Origin of the sequence: Citrobacter europaeus (assembly GCA_020099315.1) — a bacterium.
Classification (GTDB): Bacteria; Pseudomonadota; Gammaproteobacteria; order Enterobacterales; family Enterobacteriaceae; genus Citrobacter; species Citrobacter europaeus.
Genome location: CP083650.1, coordinates 33,781 through 50,132, shown reverse-complemented (window position 1 = coordinate 50,132; position 16,352 = coordinate 33,781). Strand labels below are relative to the sequence as shown.

The following is a 16,352-nucleotide window of genomic DNA, read 5'->3' as shown; positions in this document are numbered from 1 at the left end:
CCGGATGGCGGCATAAATGCCTTATCCGGCCTACAACTCACCGTAGGCCTGATAAGCGCAGCGCCATCAGGCACTTTTGCCGACAGATGTTCAATGTTGTAGAGGAAGATCCCCATGGATGTCATTAAAAAGAAACACTGGTGGCAAAGCGACACGCTGAAATGGTCAGTGATGGGTCTGCTTGGGCTGCTGGTCGGTTACCTTGTTGTTTTGATGTACGCTCAGGGGGAGTACCTGTTTGCCATCATGACGCTGATTTTAAGCTCTGCTGGCCTGTATATTTTTGCTAACCGTAAAGCCTATGCCTGGCGCTATGTTTATCCAGGCGTTGCCGGTATGGGGCTGTTTGTCCTGTTTCCGCTGATTTGTACGATCGCCATTGCCTTTACCAACTACAGCAGCACCAACCAACTGACCTTTGAACGCGCTCAGGAAGTTCTGATGGATCGTTCTTATCAGGCGGGTAAAACCTACAATTTTGGCCTGTATCCGGCGGGTGATGAGTGGCAACTGGCCCTCACCGACGGTGAAACCGGCAAGAATTATCTCTCCGACGCCTTTAAATTTGGCGGCGAACAGAAACTGCAGTTGAAAGAAGCCGAAGCGCTGCCAGCGGGCGAGCATGCAACGCTGCGTATCATTACGCAAAATCGCCAGGCATTAACCCAATTGACCGCCATCCTGCCGGATGAAAGCAAAGTGATTATGAGTTCACTGCGCCAGTTCTCCGGCACGCAGCCACTCTATGCGCTCGCTGATGACGGTACGCTCACCAACAGCCAGAGCGGTGTAAAATATCGTCCGAACAACGACATTGGTTTCTATCAGTCGGTGAATGCAGACGGTAACTGGGGCGATGACAAGCTTAGCCCGGGCTACACCGTTACTATTGGCTGGGATAATTTTACCCGCGTCTTTACCGACGAGGGCATCCAGAAACCGTTCTTCGCTATCTTCGTCTGGACGGTGGTCTTCTCGGTACTGACCGTTATTTTGACCGTGGCCGTCGGCATGGTGCTCGCCTGTCTGGTGCAGTGGGAATCCCTGAAGGGCAAAGCGATTTACCGCGTCCTGCTGATTCTGCCGTATGCCGTGCCATCGTTTATCTCGATTCTGATTTTCAAAGGGCTGTTCAACCAGAGCTTTGGTGAAATTAACATGATGCTGAGCGCGCTGTTTGGCATCAAGCCGGCCTGGTTCAGCGACCCAACCACCGCGCGTTCGATGATTATTATCGTCAACACCTGGCTGGGCTATCCATACATGATGATCCTGTGCATGGGCCTGCTGAAAGCAATTCCTGACGATCTGTACGAAGCCTCGGCGATGGATGGCGCAGGTCCGTTCCAGAACTTCTTTAAGATTACGTTGCCGCTGCTGATCAAGCCCCTGACGCCGCTGATGATCGCCAGCTTCGCCTTTAACTTTAACAACTTCGTGCTGATTCAACTGTTGACCAACGGTGGTCCGGACAGGCTCGGTACCACCACGCCAGCCGGTTATACCGACCTGCTCGTGAGCTACACCTATCGTATTGCCTTTGAAGGCGGCGGTGGTCAGGACTTCGGTCTGGCGGCGGCGATTGCCACACTGATCTTCCTGCTGGTTGGCGCGCTGGCGATTGTGAACCTGAAAGCCACACGTATGAAGTTTGATTAAGGGAGATAACGACAATGGCTATGGTCCAACCGAAATCACAAAAGTTACGTTTATTCGCAACGCACTTAGGGCTGCTGATTTTTATCGCGGCGATCATGTTCCCGCTGCTGATGGTTATCGCTATCTCGCTGCGCGAAGGTAACTTTGCCACCGGCAGCCTGATCCCGGAAAACATCTCCTGGGAGCACTGGAAACTGGCGCTGGGCTTTAGCGTTGAGCACGCAGATGGCCGCGTGACCCCGCCGCCGTTCCCGGTACTGTTATGGCTGTGGAACTCGGTGAAAGTGGCCACCATTACCGCGATCGGTATCGTGACGCTTTCCACCACCTGTGCTTACGCCTTTGCCCGTATGCGATTCCCGGGCAAAGCAACCCTGCTGAAAGGGATGCTGATTTTCCAGATGTTCCCGGCGGTACTGTCTCTGGTCGCGTTGTATGCTTTGTTTGACCGCCTGGGCCAGTACATTCCGTTTATCGGCCTGAACACTCACGGCGGCGTGATCTTCGCTTATCTCGGCGGTATTGCGCTGCATGTGTGGACGATTAAGGGCTATTTCGAAACCATCGACGGTTCGCTGGAAGAAGCGGCCGCGCTGGATGGCGCTACGCCGTGGCAGGCTTTCCGCCTGGTGCTGTTACCGCTTTCCGTTCCGATTCTGGCGGTCGTGTTTATTCTGTCGTTCATTGCCGCCATTACCGAAGTACCGGTCGCGTCACTGCTGCTGCGTGATGTGAACAGCTACACCCTCGCGGTAGGTATGCAGCAGTACCTCAATCCACAGAACTACTTGTGGGGCGACTTTGCCGCCGCAGCTGTACTTTCAGCCATTCCGATCACTCTGGTATTCCTGCTGGCGCAGCGCTGGCTGGTCAACGGCCTGACGGCGGGTGGTGTGAAAGGTTAAGTTTTACCGAAGTAACCGCCCGGCAACGGGCAATGCCACTGCAACCCTCAATTTATGTTATCCCAACCTGTGACTGTTATTCGGCGCTCTACGGAGCGCCCTTTTTTTATGTAAATTCCATACGCTTAAGCGATGTAAAACGTTTACACTCACTGGATTATTTTTATTGACAGACAGTTAACATCTTTGTGATAAGCATCACATATGCAAATTTTCATAATGACGAAAACAAAATACAGAATAACACTTCCACTCTCGAAATATTACATTACCCTAACGATAAAATCGGGCGAGTAACAAATATGAAAGTTTATAATTTTGATAAAGTTATTTCACGCGACGGAACCTATAGCGCTAAATATAATAACAAGGGGCGTGACATCATCCCTCTGTCTGTAGCTGATATGGATATCCCCGTAGCTGATTTTATAGTTTCTGAATTGTCAGTCGCAAATCAGAAAGGTATCTACGGTTATACATTATTAAGTGATGACTGGCAGCAAGTAACAGCACAGTGGTACCAACGCCATTACTCGTGGAAGGTCAACCCTGAACACATTGTTTTTTGCCCACGAGTGGTACAAGCCGTCTCATTATTTATCCAGAACTTTACCCAGCCGGGAGATGCTATTGTCAGCCTGGCCCCAGCCTATCATCCTATTAGCCATGCAGTTGAAGTCAACCATAGAGTATTGCTGGAAAGTGCGTTATTTTATCGTGACCACCGCTATGAAATAGACTTTGCGGATCTCGAAGATAAGTTTAAAACGGCTTGTTGTTTTATTCTAATATCGCCGCATAATCCAACAGGAACAATCTGGTCAGAAGACAATCTGAGAAAAATAGCTTCATTAGCAGAGAAATATAATGTTTTTATTATTTCCGATGATGTTCATGCAGACTTCAATTTCACCAAAAAACAACATCAAACAATCTCTTCGATAAGTTCATACGTTGCACAAAACTCGTTTATTTGTACATCTCCAGCAAAAACATTCAATATGGCCGGACTTGAAATCGCCAATATTGTTATTGCTAATGATAAGTATCGTGAAAAGTTTAAATCAGCTCTTGTTGCAGCAGGTATCCATAATCCTGGTTATTTCTCTGTTCCTGCATTTCTCTGTGCTTACCGCCATGGCGATTCTTGGTTAGCAGCATTAAAAGATTATTTGGCCGAAAACAGGCGCTGGGTTCAATCATTCTGCCAGGCTCATTTTCCAGACTGGGTTGTCGCCTCTGGTGGTGGAACTTACATGTTGTGGATCGACTACCGAGCGATGAACATCAGCGAAGAGCAACTACGCCATTGGTTTGTCTCCCTCGCTGGTGTTGAGATGAGTTGGGGATCAGATTTTGGCGATGAAGGACTTGGTTTTTTCCGCGTGAACATCGCCACGCCGAGAACCACTCTTACACAAGCATTTGAACGGATTTATCAGAGCATACCCTTCACTACAGGAGTTTCCCTCCATGAATAATAACAATACTCCAAGAACACCAACTCTGGTGGAATCATTGTTACCAATACTAGCGATGGTTCTATTGCTGGGAGTTGGCTATGCAGCTTTCGATCTGCCACCTGAGCCATTAATGGTTCTTTCAACCGTCATTGCTGCGCTGTTAGTTAAGCGGTTGGGGTACGGCTACAATGCAATCCTTGAATCAATATCGCAGAAAATCGCCAAAACAATGCCTGCTCTGCTAATTTTGATCAGCGTGGGCCTCCTGATTGGGACATGGATGATAGGCGGTACTATTCCGCTGATGATTTATTACGGCCTTAATCTGATAAATCCTTCAATGATCTATGTGACCGCCCTGCTCGTTACTGCCGTCGTCTCTGTATGCACAGGGACATCCTGGGGATCGGCAGGCACCGTCGGTGTAGCATTTATGGGTGTGGCCATCGGAATGGAGGCTAATCTGGCAGCAACTGCTGGCGCTATTGTGGCGGGGGCTTATTTCGGGGACAAACTGTCACCTCTTTCAGGCGACACTAACCTGGCCGCGATGGCGGCCCAGATAGATCTCTATGAACACATCGCTCATTTACTTTACACAACCCTTCCTTCATTGATTCTGTCAGCCGTTGTTATGACCCTCTATGGAATGAATGGCGATCTCGGCGGCTCAACCGTGCCCGACAAAGTTCAGCTAATTACAGAGGGATTAAAGGGGATTTATCATTTTAATTTGTTGTTATTGCTCCCCATTGCCATTGTCCTGTACGGTTCGATTACCAAGAAACCAACTATTCCAATTATGCTTGTTTCGGCACTGGTAGCCATGATCAACGCCAGCGTCATTCAGGGTTTCGCACTACACGACATTGTAAAAAGTGCAGTAGACGGATTTAACGTTTCAATGCTTACCGATAAAGATGTTAATCCGCTATTAGGTAATTTGCTCAACCGCGGTGGCATGAACTCGATGATGAGTACGTTGCTTATTTGTTTCTGCGCCCTTTCATTCGCGGGAACATTGGCCTTGAGCGGCGCTTTAGAAGTCATCGTCCATAATCTGCTCAAATTAGTTCATTCCACAGGAACCATGATTCTTGCGACTATTGCCTGTGGCTTAACAATGATTAGCGTGACCTGTAATGGTCAGATCTCAATCCTGATCCCGATTGAAATGTTACGAAGTGCTTATATTGAGCGCGGGCTACATCCAAAAAATCTGGCGAGGACTGTAGAAGACTCTGCCACCATATTTGAACCGATTCTGCCCTGGACTGCCGCGGGTGCCTACATGGCAGGTACGCTTGGTGTTGCTACATTAAGCTATCTTCCGTGGGCTATTCTCTGCTGGAGTGGCATTTTCTTTGCGACGCTATGGGGTTTCACTGGCTTTGGCATCGCTCGCTTGTCCAAAGAAAAGCAGCAACAGCTCATGATGGAAACCGTAAATGAAAGCAAATAGAATCGGCCTGATTAAGATATTCGCCAGTCATTAACCACGTCTACACGCCGCAGCCCGATTGCGGCGTGTTGTCTGTTACTCTCGCTTCAGCCGTTTGGAATTGCACAACCACAGGGTGATCACCAGCAGCAGGATCGCCGCAGAATAGATCAGCACATCCATCGGCGCTTTATGATCGACAATGATCAACCGCACAATCGCGGTGATCCCGATATAGACAAAATAGCGCAGCGGAAAGTGAAACCCTGACTGAAAGTATTTCACAATCAAGGCGATAAATTCAAAGTAGAGGAAGTAAACCACCAGCCCTTCCACCAGCTCATACTTGCTGGTTTGTTCCGGCGCGAACAGCACATCTGCCAGATGCAGCGTTTCTTTCCCGAGGAATACAACCAGGATCAGGCCCAGACTCAGCAGCCCCAGATTCAACACAGTCTGTAAGATGGTGGAGATAAACTCCACGCGCGGACGAGATAGCGACGTCATAACGGCCCCTCCTGTTCAGTGACGAGGTTTCTGTATAACGCAAAAATGTGACAGAGATCTACATTTTTTGTTTATGTTTTGTGCAAGACAGGTCAACGGGGAATGATGAATGTCACGACACATTTCACAGGATGAAGTATGCAGATAAGACAATCCGCTGTCCGCAACGTTACCTGCGGTGAGAACGTGGTGATTTATGAGCCCGCCAATCTCTACGACTGCACATTGGGTGACAACGTCTTTGTCGGACCATTTGTAGAAATCCAGGGCAATACGCAGATTGGCGCAGACAGCAAAATTCAGTCGCACACCTTCATCTGCGAATATGTCACCCTGGGCGCCCGCTGTTTTATCGGTCATGGCGTGATGTTCGCCAACGATATGTTTCGCGAAGGAAAACCCAACGCTGACCGCAACAGTTGGGGGAGAATTATCATTGGAGACGATGTTTCGATCGGCAGTGGAGCGACCATTCTGGCGGTCACTATCTGCGATGGCGCGGTCATCGGCGCGGGAAGCGTGGTGACCAAATCGATCACCGAGAAAGGCGTATATGCGGGAAACCCGGCAAAATTATTGCGTCGCATATAACTTGCCGGATAGCTCGATTAACGGAAATTCACGCTGCGATCGCTGGTCATGTCGTACAGACCAAACTTACGTCCAAGCTGCTGGCCGCCATCACGCGTTAACGGCGTCCAGCCAATCGCCGCACGGCTGCGAGTCGGGCCAGACGAGAACAGATCCAGCGGTACGGAAACGTACACCCCTTTGGTAAAATCACCCTCTCCGTACTCATCCGGCGAGGCGTCGGTGATGGTTGCATAGCCACCTACCACAACACCGCTGTCAAAGCGTTTCGCCACTTCCAGCGTTCCGCCCTTATCCCCCGCCAGATACTGACCCACGCTGGCTTTCACCAGTACATCCTGAGCGAATGACGGATTCCAGTAAGCCGTCAAATGCCCGGTCTTCACGCTGTAGTCGGTGAATTTCATCATGTCCTGCGCGCTACGCCAGTCACGCTGTTTCACGTAGTTGGCATCAACACCAAACGCCCAACTGCTGTCCAGCGGGCGATACAGCACTTCCGCCCCCGCTCCGCCATACATGGTTTCCAGATAGCCACCGTAAACCTGTCCGTAGAACCCGTTTCCGAGTGACTGGAAGTAGTTGGCCTGCAGGTTATTCACGTAGACATCGTTTTGCACATACTCGCGCACATGGGTACGCACTCGTGGTAAATGCGAATCCTGCGGCGGGTTGGTGTAGTTAAATTTGTCATAGTTATTGGCGAGGTTAGCGAACAAACTCCCGGTGGTCAGCAGATGATCGGTCACCCACCAATCCGCTGTTCCCATCACGCCCAACTGATACATATAGAAGTTTTCCGGGCCGCCCACCGACTGGTTAAGCACCGGATCGATGTGGAGATTAAAGCGTGACTTATCGATATACCAACCCTGCTCGGTCGTTTTCGGCACCACGGGCTCAACGCGTTTTTGCGCCAGTTGGGTTTCATGACCCAACGGCTCGCCTTCCAGATGGCGCTTGAGGCTGGAAACCTCCGTTTCAGTCGTCACCTGCGGCAAGTTAAGGCGATTTTCCGTAATACGGATCGCGCGGATCCCGTCGGGAAGGGAGTTCATCACGATCCGGTTGACACGTTCGATCCCTTCACGCGAATCACGGTATTTCACCTGTTCACCGGTCACATACAGCGTATCGCCCTGCACCTGAATTTTAGGATCGGCCAGCCCGGCGTTATATTTCAGCAGCGTTAGCTGATTCGCCACCACCGAATGTTGCAGGATGGCATCCTGCGGCTGCGGCTGATATTTCGGCCGGGCGTTGTCGTTATAGTTTGGCCGCAGATCGTTAAAGTTAGTTCGCAGCGTGACCCCAAACATAAAGGTGTTCCCGCGCTCATAGCTCAGGTTAACGTCGGCCCAATCGGTGACGCGATAAATAGCGCCGACGTTAAACTTGCTCTTCTGATCCAGCTTGCCCGCAAAATCCTGTTGGTAATTATTCCCCTCATACTCCAGCTTCAGGCGCAGTGGTTGCCAGGGAGTCTGATATTCCACACCGCCAAATAATGATGCCGGACCATGAAACATCTGGCTGCCGTCAATAGAGCCGGCCTGCTTGTAGCTGTTATCGCGATAGCAGAATTTATCGCTGTATGAGCAAAACGGATTGCTGACGTTGCCGCTGGTCCCGAGATATCCCCAGCCCAGGCCAAGCGAGAAATCAAACGGCCCCCAGGCTTTATTCGCCACTATATACTCCGCATCGAACAGGCCCGTCCCGCCAATATCGCGCGCGCCAGCCGCTACCTGCGGCATCCAGTAGCTCTCTTCCCACAGCCGTAATTTGAGATCAAAAGCCTTATCTTTGTATGTCTGATCGCCTGAAAACGACTCGACGCTGCTGTATTTTTTAGTACGCACATCGGTGTAGCGCAGCGTGGTTTCCAGCCACGGGAACAGTTGTACCGACGCAGAGTAGTAGCGGTACTGATCGTTGTCGCGGTAGTTGAGGCTCATTTCGCCCTCGCGCGCCATGCGTGCGGTTGGGGTTTGCAGCAGCCCCACGCCGCCAAAATCGGACTGCGAAGGTCCAATGGGCGCGGGCCAGGTTTCACCGTGGCAAGCAACGCTTACGCCCAGCGCCAGTAAGCTGAGCAGGTAAGTTTTTCTCATTATTCGGGTATCCGCTGGGTCAGGGTGCGAAGAATATCGGCATTGATTTCATCCGGGGTGCTGCTCCAGACAGCATCAGAGAGTCCGACAAAAATGATGCTGCCGGGCATCGGCTCAACGTGACGTTTGTTCCAGTAAGCGACCGGTACTTTCTGCGTGCGTCCATTGGGATAGATGACCCACGCGTAGCTACGATCCGCGCCGCCGAGCCGACTTTGCCCATCGAGGTAGCTGGCGACATCACGCCCGGGCATAAACGGTTGTTTACCTGGGTGGCTTAGCAGGCCAAACAGCGTGATATCGGTTGGCTGCGCTCCGGCCCACAGCGTGTAATTGCCCTGCAGCGGCGGGTTACCTTGCTCGCTGACGCGCACAACATCCGGATCGAGATTAATCTTCTGTCTGCCGGTCACCTTCAGCGCCTGAATTTGCTGGCGTAATGCCTTGATAGATGCGGCATCGTCACCGCTTTCTTCAGCGCTCAGCGTCGCCAGGCGGGCCAGTAATGCCTGCTGCTGACGTTCCGCCTCAGTCGTTGCCCGCTCTTCACTGATAACTGCGCCTGGCCACCAGCTATTGCTCAACTGCGGCTGTCCAACCAGGTCGAGCAGATGTTCAGCCCCGGTCAGCGTTTTTGGCTCTGCGCTGGCGGAGGTAAAGACCTTAACGCTGCCCGCAGCAAAAACGGACGCTGTGCTCAGACTTAACAGCAGCGCCAGTACGGCTCGTTTGATCATGATTTTGCCGCCTTAATCAGCGTGGTTTTCACCGGGAAGTAACGTGCGCCAAGATACTGTTCCGACTGGCGAATCTGCCCTTCGCTGTCGATCCAGTAGCGGTTATGCCAGCGTGTTTGTTCGGTAGTTATCTCTTCATCGAGGAGCCGTACCGGCGTGTTATCGCTGCCGACTTTGATGGTGTCTGCGCCATCCCATTTGAAAACTGAGCGTGCGGTGGCATAGCGTACCTGCTGATGTTCAGTCCAGCCCATCGTACGGGTCCACGTTGCGCCATCGATTATTTGATTTGGTTTGATGAGCGGGTCTGCCGCCAGATTATTCATCTCGATCAGGTTGTCACCACCGAGCTGCGTTTTCACAATGCGCCCATGCTGCGTGACGAGAATGGCCCGATCCTGAGTCACCCATTTTTGCTGTCCGTTTTCTGCGAACGCGAGTACCACAAACAACTGGGGACCGCCGTTGAGTTGCATGTACTGGCTGGCGTAGGGCATGTTTTGGATTTCATCGTCCGTCATCTGTACGCCGGGAGTACCAAACACGCTCTCCCATAGCGAATGACCCAACCCTTCGGTGGTGGCTGAGCACGCCTGCAGTAACAGGCAAACCATTATGATCGCTGGTCGCTTCACGACGTTTCTCCGCAGCGGCAAAATAACCACACCGAAGTGTGGTTAGAATTAATCCCCGTCATACTTCACGTTGCAGATGCGTTAGCTACGTTCACTCACCCCGGTCACATAGCTATCTATGTTCCCGGGGACTCACTCACTTGCCGCCTTCCTGCAACGCGAATTATTTAGGGGCTACGTACCGGTATTACTGGGTACTGGTGGTTGTTGTGGTGGTGGTTCCGGTATTAGAACCATCGCCGCCACCGGTCGCAGCCAGGGCAACCCCCACCGCAGAACTTACGGTGCTCACGCTGGTTGCGGAGGAACTTCCTGCCGAAACCGACGCGGCAGCCGACCCTGCAGCCTCACCCACCTCAACGGGGGCGGCATAGACAGAAGTCGCCGCAAGCGCAGATATAGCCCAAAGGCCATACAGAACTTTTTTCATCACAAATTCCCTTCATTGTATGAATGGAGATTTACCCAAAAGAATTTCGGGCGAGATCGAGTATACACAAGCCAAAGTGTGCAAATTACGCCATACGGGAATTTAGGATAATTAGTCAACAAGCGATATAACGATTAATAAAATAAAATAACATCCATTTAATCAATCAGTTAAAATATAAATATAGAAAACGCAATATCCGGTAAATCCGAAAACACCAGATATTGAACAACATTTAGGAAATTATTTTAGGATTAAGCTCAATTAAGTAATGAAGATAAAACGTAGATATCCTGGAGCAATCTTATAAAAAAAGCCGATATTAATATCGGCTTTTTTATAAGCAATCTGCAAATTCATTCGAATTGCAGCAAGGCGGCAAGATCGTTAATCCCCGGGAACATAGATAGCTATGTGACCGGGGTTAACGTACGCAGCCAACACCGCTGCGGTTCGAAGGAAGAAGCAGATTAACGCCAGGACTTATAACGGTTAATCAAACCGTTGGTAGAACTGTCGTGGCTGCTCACTTCGGAACCATCTTTCAGCTCTGGCAGAATGCGGTTTGCCAGCTGTTTGCCCAGCTCAACGCCCCACTGGTCAAAGGTGAAGATGTTCAGGATGGCGCCCTGAGTGAAGATTTTGTGCTCATACAGTGCAATCAGCGCCCCCAGGCTGAACGGCGTGATTTCACGCAGCAGAATGGAGTTAGTTGGACGATTGCCTTCGAACACTTTGAACGGCACAACGTGGTCCAGCGTTGCCGGATCTTTACCCTGGTCGCGATATTCCTGCTCAACGACTTCACGAGATTTACCAAAAGCCAGCGCTTCGGTTTGCGCGAAGAAGTTAGACAGCAGTTTCGGATGGTGATCTGACAGCGGGTTATGGGTGATTGCCGGCGCGATGAAATCGCACGGAACCATTTTGGTGCCCTGGTGGATCAACTGATAGAACGCATGCTGGCCGTTAGTACCCGGCTCACCCCAGATGATTGGGCCAGTCTGGTAGTCTACAGCATTGCCGTTACGGTCAACGTATTTACCGTTGGATTCCATATTGCCCTGCTGGAAGTAGGCCGCGAAACGGTGCATATACTGGTCGTACGGCAGAATCGCTTCGGTTTCGGCACCGAAGAAGTTGTTGTACCAGATACCGATCAGCGCCAGCAGCACTGGCAGGTTTTTCTCAGCCGGCGTGGTGGAGAAGTGTTTGTCCATTGCGTGGGCGCCGGAGAGCAGCTCAACAAAGTTGTCGAAGCCTACGGACAAGATGATGGACAGACCGATAGCAGACCACAGGGAGTAACGACCGCCAACCCAGTCCCAGAACTCGAACATATTCGCGGTATCAATACCGAACTCGCCAACCGCTTTACCGTTAGTGGAGAGCGCAGCGAAGTGTTTGGCAACGTGCTTGTTGTCGCCTGCGGTAGCCAGGAACCAGTCGCGTGCGCTGTGGGCGTTGGTCATGGTTTCCTGGGTGGTGAAGGTTTTGGAAGCGACCAGGAACAGCGTGGTTTCCGGGTTCACTTTCTTCAGCACTTCAGCAATGTGCGTCCCATCAACGTTCGACACAAAATGCATGTTCAGGTGATTTTTGTACGGACGCAGCGCTTCGGTCACCATGAACGGGCCGAGGTCAGAACCGCCGATACCGATGTTTACTACATCAGTGATGGCTTTACCGGTATAGCCTTTCCAGCTTCCGGAGATGATCGCTTCAGAGAAGGATTTCATCTTCTCCAGCACCGCGTTTACTTCCGGCATGACATCTTTGCCGTCAACGATGATTGGTGTATTGCTACGGTTGCGCAGCGCCACGTGCAGCACGGCACGGTCTTCGGTGCGGTTGATTTTCTCACCGGAGAACATGGACTTGATGGCGCCTGCCAAATCGGTCTCTTTCGCCAGATCCTGCAGTTTAGCCAGCGTCTCTTCAGTGATGCGGTTTTTGGAGAAATCCACCAGCATCAGATCGTCAAACGTCGCGGAAAACTTAGTGAAGCGATCGCTATCTTTCGCGAACAGATCCGCGATAGTAACGTCTTTCATTTCTTCAAAGTGTTTTTGTAGTGCCTGCCAGGCTGAGGTCTGCGTTGGATTGATGTTTTTCATTAGCAATACTCTTCTGATTTTGAGAATTGTGACTGAGATCGATTGTAACGCCAGTCACAGAAAAGTGTGATTGTTTTAATGCCATTGCCAGGGCATCCGCCAAACGTGGCTAAAAAGTATAGCGGTTATCAGCGTTGTTATTAGTACCGTTACTCAACGCAGTTGCAGCATGAAAAATCCGCATAATCCCAGCGTTGACAGTACAAGCCATGCCTTTTATTTATATACATAAAGTCATTCGATATGCGTCAAGGCGGCAAACCTGAGAATCCACAGGAGCTTACTGAAGTAAGTGACTGTGGTGAGCAGGTGCAGCCAACGAAGAGGCAGATTGAAGGACGAAATGTAATACGGTATTTGCATTTGCGCCTGCACCGGTTTCTGTTCTGCCTTATGTGCCATGGTCGCTCTATTCATTCCCTGACACGAGGTAGTTATGACTGATGTAGTTGTCTCCAAGTTTGGCGGTACCAGCGTGGCGGATTTTGATGCCATGAATCGTAGCGCTGATGTAGTGCTTTCTGATGCTAATGTCCGTGTAGTGGTACTTTCCGCTTCCGCGGGAATCACCAACCTGCTGGTCGCACTGGCTGAAGGGCTGGAGCCAACCGCGCGCTTCGAAAAACTCGATGCCATTCGTCAAATTCAGTTCAATATTCTGGAACGTCTGCGTTATCCAAACGTGATCCGTGAAGAGATCGAACGTCTGCTGGAAAACATCACCACGCTGGCAGAAGCGGCGTCACTGGCGACCTCAATCGCACTGACCGACGAACTGGTCAGCCACGGTGAACTGATGTCTACCCTGCTGTTCGTCGAGATCCTGCGTGAACGCAACGTGCAGGCGCAGTGGTTTGACGTACGTAAAGTGATGCGCACCAACGATCGTTTTGGCCGCGCAGAACCTGACGTCGCGGCGCTGGCTGAACTGGCAACGCTCCAGTTGGCACCGCGTCTGAGCGAAGGTCTGGTGATTACTCAGGGTTTTATTGGCAGTGAAGGCAAAGGCCGCACCACCACGTTGGGGCGCGGCGGGAGCGATTATACGGCCGCCCTGCTGGCCGAAGCGCTGCATGCCACACGCGTCGATATCTGGACCGATGTTCCGGGCATTTACACGACCGATCCACGCGTTGTTCCGGCGGCGCAGCGTATTGATGAAATCGCCTTTGAAGAGGCCGCGGAAATGGCGACCTTTGGCGCGAAAGTGCTGCACCCGGCAACCCTGTTGCCAGCCGTACGTAGCGATATCCCGGTGTTTGTGGGCTCCAGTAAGGATCCAAAAGCAGGCGGTACGCTGGTCTGCAATAAAACCGCGAATCCACCTCTGTTCCGGGCGCTGGCGCTGCGCCGTAAGCAAACGCTGGTAACGCTGCATAGCCTGAATATGCTGCACTCTCGTGGCTTTTTAGCGGAAGTTTTCGGTATTCTGGCACGCCATAACATCTCGGTAGATTTAATTACCACATCCGAAGTCAGCGTGGCGCTGACGCTGGATACCACCGGTTCGACCTCCACCGGGGATACACTGTTAACACAGTCTCTGCTGATGGAACTGTCTGCCCTGTGTCGGGTTGAAGTGGAAGAAGGCCTAGCGCTGGTGGCGCTGATTGGCAACGACCTTTCCAAAGCCTGTGGCGTGGGTAAAGAGGTGTTCGGCGTACTGGAGCCGTTCAACATCCGCATGATTTGCTACGGCGCGTCCAGCCATAACCTGTGCTTCCTGGTGCCTGGTACCGAAGCCGAACAGGTGGTACAGAAGCTGCACCATAATTTGTTTGAGTGAGTAGATGCCAACGCCCGATGGCTCTTGTACCATCGGGCGTTTTCACCGCATCACCGTTTCATATAACAATCTGTCCAGTTCTCTGACATCACCCTCCCGGCTATCCGGTAACGTCGGCGGAATCTCTCCTCTTTTCAGTTCGGCGCGGATAAACGCATGCAACAGTGGGCGGCGCGGACCATACTCCGCTTCTCTCACGCACTGCTTGCGTTCCAGCAGTTCATCAATTTCCTGACGCAACGGTGCATCCAGCTCACTTCCCGCCAGCAGGTCGGCAAAACGCATCGGTGGTACACCTTTCCCCGCTTCGACCCACCGCACAGCCAGCAGCGGGCGCAGAACATAGAAGTATTTTTTCAGCCGTACGTCGTCACCCTGCAGATAGCCACGGAAGTTTTTCCGCGCCATCGAATAGTAGTGCCAGCGGGCACGTAGCGGAGAAAACCATTTAGGCACCAACGCTTTCAGCGCTGACACGGTCACTTCATCCTGCTGATAGACCACTGGAGAATCCAGCCACTCGATAAGCGTGGGGTTTGCGCCTTTCAGTAACCCTAGCGCCTTGCGCCATTCCCAGCCGCAGACATCCAGCTCATCATCTATCGGCAACTCGATAACATCTCGTGGCGCCTCGACCCGCAGATACCACTCGGGCGGATGAACATAGATAAATCGCACGTCGTAGTCGCTGTCCGGCGAGGCAAATCCCCAGCCGCGGCTGCCGGATTCACAGGCATACAGCACCCTGACGCCATAGCGCTGCTCTACCTCTTTTAGCTGGCGCAATACCCTTTCGCGCATCGCGCCGTCCACTGTGTTGTAGCTCATTATTCTTATCCTTTTATGTTCACAAGGCCGTGCAGTACCTGGTCGAGGCCACCAAACACCGAGATTTTATCGATACGTTCAGCGACTCTTTCGAGGGTTTCCAGCTCTTTTAAGCGCAACGCCACCGGGTTGTTTTCCATTACTTTCGCAGTATTCAACAGCGATCGCGTCGCGGCAGTCTCTTCACGACGGCGGATAACGTTGGCCTGAGCGGATTTCTCAGCTTCAACTAGTTGGGACAAAATAGCTTTCATATCTCCCGGCAGGACAATATCTTTCACGCCGAGCGAAGCCACCTCAATACCAAACGGCGTCATTCGGGCTTTCACCTGTGCGCTCACCACCTCATCGATCACCTGCTTATCTTCCAGCAGTTCGTCCAGCGTGCGCGTTCCCACCGCTTCACGCAGCGCAAACTGTAACTCGCGGTAAAGGTGGTCCAGCGGTTTGGTCAGTTGACCAAAAGCCTGCAACACATCGCTATAACGCCAGTTTGCGGCCAGATTTAATCGCAGATTGACCTTATCTTTGGTCAGGATCTCTTGCCCGCCGACCTCCAGCACCTGTAAACGGGTATCAACAACTTCAACTTCAATCAGATGGTTTATCTTCCAGTATGCGGTCAAACCCGGCGGTAACAGCGCCTGGGTTTCGCCATCAATTTTCAGCACACCAACGTGCCACGCAGGAACTTGCACCGTTAAGATGGCTTCACGACCTTTCACCGTACCGTTACGTCGTGGCTGTAATACCGCATTCATCACCTCAACCGGTACCAAAACCTGACGAGTATCCATGCGCACCAGCGTCAGCGCTTCCTCTGCACGCCAGTACAGACGGCGCGTGGCAGGTGGGCAGATCTCCTGTAAAACACCGTTGACATACAACGCTCCGGCTTCGGTATCCGTCGTATCAACAACCAGGCAGTAACGCTCTACCCATGCAGGCTGGAAACGACGCAAATACTCCGCCAGCGCTTGCGGTACCTCGCTACCATCCCTATTAACGATCAGCACTTCAGGGGCGTTAAACCACGGCAAACGGTGCTGCCCAGACTCCAGCGTCTGATAGTAATCGCCCTCGCGGGATAAAAGACCTAACTGCCCTTTTTGTATCGTGATTTTCTTAGCCATTTTATT

At 51.7% G+C, this 16,352-nt stretch carries 14 protein-coding genes; 6 read left to right on the top strand and 8 right to left on the bottom strand.

The genetic code is table 11. The annotated features are described in order from the left end of the window. Nucleotides 1–114: 114 nt before the first annotated feature. From malF to nhaC, 4 genes are all read left to right on the top strand, one after another. Nucleotides 115–1,659 (top strand): maltose ABC transporter permease MalF, encoded by a 1,545-nt coding sequence (malF, locus tag LA337_00210; GenBank protein UBI16176.1) that lies wholly within the window; start codon nt 115–117, stop codon nt 1,657–1,659. 14 nt (nt 1,660–1,673) lie between these two features. Beyond that, nucleotides 1,674–2,564, top strand: coding sequence for a maltose ABC transporter permease MalG (malG, locus tag LA337_00205; protein ID UBI16175.1), 891 nt, complete (start codon nt 1,674–1,676; stop codon nt 2,562–2,564). Nucleotides 2,565–2,866: 302 nt separating this feature from the next. Further along, nucleotides 2,867–4,045 (top strand): pyridoxal phosphate-dependent aminotransferase, encoded by a 1,179-nt coding sequence (locus LA337_00200; protein UBI16174.1) that lies wholly within the window; start codon nt 2,867–2,869, stop codon nt 4,043–4,045. Continuing rightward, a complete protein-coding gene (nhaC, locus tag LA337_00195; protein ID UBI16173.1) occupies nt 4,038–5,489 on the top strand; it encodes a Na+/H+ antiporter NhaC in 1,452 nt (483 codons plus the stop codon). The genes LA337_00200 and nhaC overlap by 8 nt, the downstream gene beginning before the upstream one ends. Nucleotides 5,490–5,564: 75 nt before the next feature. Here the strand turns inward: nhaC and psiE are convergent, their stop codons facing one another. After that, nucleotides 5,565–5,975: a phosphate-starvation-inducible protein PsiE gene (gene psiE / locus LA337_00190; GenBank protein ID UBI16172.1), complete on the bottom strand. Its 411-nt coding sequence runs from the start codon at nt 5,973–5,975 to the stop codon at nt 5,565–5,567. Nucleotides 5,976–6,113: 138 nt separating this feature from the next. Between psiE and LA337_00185 the strand changes: the two genes are divergently transcribed. Further along, nucleotides 6,114–6,566 (top strand): N-acetyltransferase, encoded by a 453-nt coding sequence (locus LA337_00185; GenBank protein UBI16171.1) that lies wholly within the window; start codon nt 6,114–6,116, stop codon nt 6,564–6,566. Between the two features lie 17 nt (nt 6,567–6,583). On the opposite strand, the gene LA337_00180 is transcribed toward LA337_00185, so the two are convergent. The 5 genes from LA337_00180 to pgi form a co-directional block, all read right to left on the bottom strand. Then, nucleotides 6,584–8,680 (bottom strand): YjbH domain-containing protein, encoded by a 2,097-nt coding sequence (locus LA337_00180; GenBank protein ID UBI16170.1) that lies wholly within the window; start codon nt 8,678–8,680, stop codon nt 6,584–6,586. Further along, nucleotides 8,680–9,417 carry a capsule biosynthesis GfcC family protein gene (locus LA337_00175; GenBank protein ID UBI16169.1) on the bottom strand — a complete coding sequence of 246 codons (738 nt, stop codon included), beginning with the start codon at nt 9,415–9,417 and terminating at the stop codon, nt 8,680–8,682. The genes LA337_00180 and LA337_00175 overlap by 1 nt, the downstream gene beginning before the upstream one ends. Beyond that, on the bottom strand, nt 9,414–10,052 hold the full coding sequence (locus LA337_00170) for a YjbF family lipoprotein (protein ID UBI16168.1): 639 nt from the start codon (nt 10,050–10,052) through the stop codon (nt 9,414–9,416). The genes LA337_00175 and LA337_00170 overlap by 4 nt, the downstream gene beginning before the upstream one ends. Before the next feature lie 187 nt (nt 10,053–10,239). Further along, the gene (locus LA337_00165) at nt 10,240–10,482 is read right to left on the bottom strand and encodes a hypothetical protein (GenBank protein UBI16167.1); all 243 of its coding nucleotides are present in this window, start codon (nt 10,480–10,482) and stop codon (nt 10,240–10,242) included. A gap of 470 nt (nt 10,483–10,952) precedes the next feature. After that, a complete protein-coding gene (pgi, locus tag LA337_00160; protein ID UBI16166.1) occupies nt 10,953–12,599 on the bottom strand; it encodes a glucose-6-phosphate isomerase in 1,647 nt (548 codons plus the stop codon). A gap of 436 nt (nt 12,600–13,035) precedes the next feature. Here pgi and lysC point away from each other — a divergent pair, with 436 nt between their 5' ends. After that, nucleotides 13,036–14,385 carry a lysine-sensitive aspartokinase 3 gene (gene lysC, locus LA337_00155; protein ID UBI16165.1) on the top strand — a complete coding sequence of 450 codons (1,350 nt, stop codon included), beginning with the start codon at nt 13,036–13,038 and terminating at the stop codon, nt 14,383–14,385. A gap of 42 nt (nt 14,386–14,427) precedes the next feature. Here lysC and LA337_00150 read toward each other — a convergent pair whose 3' ends face one another. After that, the gene (locus tag LA337_00150) at nt 14,428–15,213 is read right to left on the bottom strand and encodes a nucleotidyltransferase domain-containing protein (protein UBI16164.1); all 786 of its coding nucleotides are present in this window, start codon (nt 15,211–15,213) and stop codon (nt 14,428–14,430) included. A 5-nt stretch (nt 15,214–15,218) separates the two neighbouring features. Further along, nucleotides 15,219–16,346 carry a slipin family protein gene (locus LA337_00145; GenBank protein UBI16163.1) on the bottom strand — a complete coding sequence of 376 codons (1,128 nt, stop codon included), beginning with the start codon at nt 16,344–16,346 and terminating at the stop codon, nt 15,219–15,221. Nucleotides 16,347–16,352 lie beyond the last annotated feature (6 nt).

Coding starts and splice junctions, on each gene's coding strand:
- LA337_00200 (UBI16174.1), top strand. CDS start 2,867: ATGAAAGTTTATAATTTTGATAAAGTTATTTCACGCGACGGAACCTAT.
- LA337_00185 (UBI16171.1), top strand. CDS start 6,114: ATGCAGATAAGACAATCCGCTGTCCGCAACGTTACCTGCGGTGAGAAC.
- LA337_00165 (UBI16167.1), bottom strand. CDS start 10,482: ATGAAAAAAGTTCTGTATGGCCTTTGGGCTATATCTGCGCTTGCGGCG.
- LA337_00145 (UBI16163.1), bottom strand. CDS start 16,346: ATGGCTAAGAAAATCACGATACAAAAAGGGCAGTTAGGTCTTTTATCC.
- pgi (UBI16166.1), bottom strand. CDS start 12,599: ATGAAAAACATCAATCCAACGCAGACCTCAGCCTGGCAGGCACTACAA.
- LA337_00175 (UBI16169.1), bottom strand. CDS start 9,417: ATGATCAAACGAGCCGTACTGGCGCTGCTGTTAAGTCTGAGCACAGCG.
- nhaC (UBI16173.1), top strand. CDS start 4,038: ATGAATAATAACAATACTCCAAGAACACCAACTCTGGTGGAATCATTG.
- LA337_00180 (UBI16170.1), bottom strand. CDS start 8,680: ATGAGAAAAACTTACCTGCTCAGCTTACTGGCGCTGGGCGTAAGCGTT.
- malF (UBI16176.1), top strand. CDS start 115: ATGGATGTCATTAAAAAGAAACACTGGTGGCAAAGCGACACGCTGAAA.
- psiE (UBI16172.1), bottom strand. CDS start 5,975: ATGACGTCGCTATCTCGTCCGCGCGTGGAGTTTATCTCCACCATCTTA.
- LA337_00150 (UBI16164.1), bottom strand. CDS start 15,213: ATGAGCTACAACACAGTGGACGGCGCGATGCGCGAAAGGGTATTGCGC.
- malG (UBI16175.1), top strand. CDS start 1,674: ATGGCTATGGTCCAACCGAAATCACAAAAGTTACGTTTATTCGCAACG.
- lysC (UBI16165.1), top strand. CDS start 13,036: ATGACTGATGTAGTTGTCTCCAAGTTTGGCGGTACCAGCGTGGCGGAT.